Source organism: Thermus thalpophilus (assembly GCF_022760915.1).
Lineage (GTDB): Bacteria > Deinococcota > Deinococci > Deinococcales > Thermaceae > Thermus > Thermus thalpophilus.
The window spans coordinates 1-1,940 of the sequence record NZ_JAKTNS010000075.1; the positions used below are offsets into that span (position 1 = coordinate 1).

The window sequence follows — 1,940 nt, forward strand, 5'->3', positions numbered from 1 at the left end:
CGTGGGCGCAGGTCCATCCTAAAGGGGTGGTCCCACGTTTTGACGTGTACTGAGGGCCCACGGTCTCAGGATGCTCCCTTCCCTTCTTCCCCCTCCTCCGGGCTACAAGGCGATCTGCCAGGCCAGCCCGGCCTGCGGCAACGGCGAACGTTTTGAACCAAAGGACAAGAGCACGTACAATTTGAGCATGGGTGTGGCCAAGGCGGTGCGGCCCCTAAGCCTGGAGGAGTATCTAGCCCTAGAGCGGGAAGCCCCCGTGAAGCACGAACTGGTGGAAGGCTTCCCCCACGCCATGGCCGGGGCCAGCGACCGGCACAACCGGGTGGTGGTGAACCTGGTCCTAATCCTAGGCCCCCTGGCAAGGAAGAAGGGCTGCCGCCTTTACGTGAGCGATATGCGGCTCAAGGTGGACGCGGCCACGGTGTACTACCCCGACCTCATGGTGGTCTGCGAGGAAGACCCCGGGGAGTACTACAAGGAAAAGCCCTGCCTGGTGGTGGAGGTGCTCTCGGAGTCCACGGAAGCCACGGATCGCAGGGAAAAGCTTCGCAAGTACCTGAGCCTGCCCACCCTGCAGGCGTACCTCCTCGTGGACTCCCGTGTCCCCCGGATTGGGGGCTATTTGCGAGGGAAGGACGGCTGGATTTACCAGGAAGCGGAGGGCGAGCTTCCCCTTCCCTGCCTAGGGGGGCGCCTGGACCTCAAAGAGGTGTACTTCGGGCTAGAACCGTGAGCCCCTTTGCCCTCTCTCCTCGCACCTCCTTCCCCAAGGATCCCACCCGCCACCCAGCCGCGCCACAGGAGTTTCCCCACGCACCGCTTTGGTCAGGCACGGGCATCCAGGTAGAACACCCAGGTCACCCGCGGTCCGCCACCAGGAGCTCGGCCACGCCCCCGCCGGCCCGGGCCACGGGGCCGAGGGGCGGAAGCCTTCCTTCCCCCATCACCAACAGGCTGAGGAGGACCAAGGCCTGGAGGCGGTCCGGTAGCCCCGTTCCCTGAGGCGCCAAGGGAGCCACGCACCGGCCCCGGTCCGTGTCCTCTAGGTTCTTCCCCCCGCGCACCAGCCCGAGGTGGCATCCCAGGCGGTTTTTAGCTCCCTCACGCTCACCCGGTTCACGCGGCTGTTTTATCGCTTGGAGTAGCCACGCGGGCCCCCTGCGCAGGAAAGCCGTTAGCATCCGCACGCCGCTCTCGAGGAAAGACCTTGTGGCCTTAACGGAAGAAGTGGCCGAAGGGCTAAAAGGCCAGGGTGGGTACAAAAACGCCCTTTAGGGCAGTTCCCGCGGAGACCTTCTGCCCCGGCGTAGGCCGCGCCTTGCGGTGCACCACCTCCGTCAAACCTATGCGGTCCTTGATGCCCGCCACCAGGCCCAGGTGGACCAGGTCGTAAACCTCTAAAGCGGGTGAGGGTTCCATCCCTAAATCCTAAGAGTGGTGAGGGGGGTGCGGAATGTGGGCTTCAGATCAAGTAGCACACGAAGCTGACCTCTCATCCCTTTTCCCACCCCTGTACCAGTTGCTGAAGAAGACCTGTGAGCGTCCTCACCGCCACACTCCTCAGGGAGGGGGGCCCCTGGGTCAGAAGGAGGCGGGCTAGTCGGAAAAGGCTCTGCCGCTCCGGATGCGCCACCACCTTCGGCCACCACTCCCCGCCCCGCAAGGCGGCCCCCAACAGAACCAAGAGCACCATCCCTAGGAACAAAAGCCAAAGCCATCCCCTAAGGCTTCCCTCCGTCCTGAGCCCGTGCCGGTCCAGCCCAAACCCCCGCCCCTTCAGGTCCCGGAAGGCCAGATACCAGGGCTCCCGCTTCCCCTGGGCCAGGAAGAGCCCCACCTCCACCTCCCCCCCGCCCCGCCCAAAGAGACGAACCCGCTGGCGCTCGGGCCTGGGCACCTCCGGGTAGCGCTCCCCCAGGAGGAAGCGCTCCCCCGTTTCC

At 65.3% G+C, this 1,940-nt stretch carries 3 protein-coding genes and 1 pseudogene; 1 reads left to right on the forward strand and 3 read right to left on the reverse strand.

Going from position 1 to position 1,940, the window contains the following annotated elements; genetic code table 11:
- Nucleotides 1-187 precede the first annotated feature (187 nt).
- On the forward strand, nucleotides 188-733 hold the full coding sequence (locus L0D17_RS12995) for a Uma2 family endonuclease (RefSeq protein ID WP_243095678.1): 546 nt from the start codon (nucleotides 188-190) through the stop codon (nucleotides 731-733).
- A 124-nt stretch (nucleotides 734-857) separates the two neighbouring features.
- On the opposite strand, the gene L0D17_RS13000 is transcribed toward L0D17_RS12995, so the two are convergent.
- The 3 genes and pseudogenes from L0D17_RS13000 to L0D17_RS13010 all read right to left on the reverse strand — a co-directional run.
- Nucleotides 858-1,064 carry a hypothetical protein gene (locus L0D17_RS13000; RefSeq protein WP_243095679.1) on the reverse strand — a complete coding sequence of 69 codons (207 nt, stop codon included), beginning with the start codon at nucleotides 1,062-1,064 and terminating at the stop codon, nucleotides 858-860.
- Between the two features lie 175 nt (nucleotides 1,065-1,239).
- Nucleotides 1,240-1,419 (reverse strand): DUF4277 domain-containing protein, encoded by a 180-nt coding sequence (locus L0D17_RS13005; RefSeq protein ID WP_279231836.1) that lies wholly within the window; start codon nucleotides 1,417-1,419, stop codon nucleotides 1,240-1,242.
- A 73-nt stretch (nucleotides 1,420-1,492) separates the two neighbouring features.
- Nucleotides 1,493-1,940: pseudogene (locus L0D17_RS13010) on the reverse strand (IS4-like element ISTth2 family transposase); the annotation flags it as partial.

Excerpts from the sequence above, each read along its gene's own strand:
- L0D17_RS12995 (WP_243095678.1), top strand. The coding sequence starts at position 188 with ATGGGTGTGGCCAAGGCGGTGCGGCCCCTAAGCCTGGAGGAGTATCTA.
- L0D17_RS13005 (WP_279231836.1), bottom strand. The coding sequence starts at position 1,419 with ATGGAACCCTCACCCGCTTTAGAGGTTTACGACCTGGTCCACCTGGGC.